At 66.9% G+C, this 281-nt stretch carries 1 pseudogene; it reads right to left on the bottom strand.

Annotated features, from left to right (window positions below):
- Positions 1–281 (bottom strand): annotated as a pseudogene (locus tag AB9K35_RS02095) (methyl-accepting chemotaxis protein); the annotation flags it as partial.

The following is a 281-nucleotide window of genomic DNA, read 5'->3' as shown; positions in this document are numbered from 1 at the left end:
GCGGTCTGTTCGAGGGTGGCGGCCTGGCTTTCGGTGCGGTGCGACAGGTCGTCGGAGGCCTGGCTGATCTCGGCGGCGCCGCTGCGGATGCTGCCGGAGGCCGCGATCACCTGCTGCACGGTGGCGTTCAGGTTGCTGACGGTGCTGTTGAAATTCTGCCGCAGCTGTTCGTATTCCGGCGGGAAGGGGGTGTCGATGGGCTGCGAGAAGTCGCCCTCCGCCAGGCACATCAGGCCGTTGCTGAGGTTGTCGACCACCTGCTGCTGCTGGCGCTGCATCTC

The organism is Leisingera sp. XS_AS12 (genome assembly GCF_041224635.1).
GTDB lineage: Bacteria > Pseudomonadota > Alphaproteobacteria > Rhodobacterales > Rhodobacteraceae > Leisingera.
Note: the sequence above shows the minus strand (reverse complement) of the source record. Positions and strands in the feature narration are given on the sequence as shown.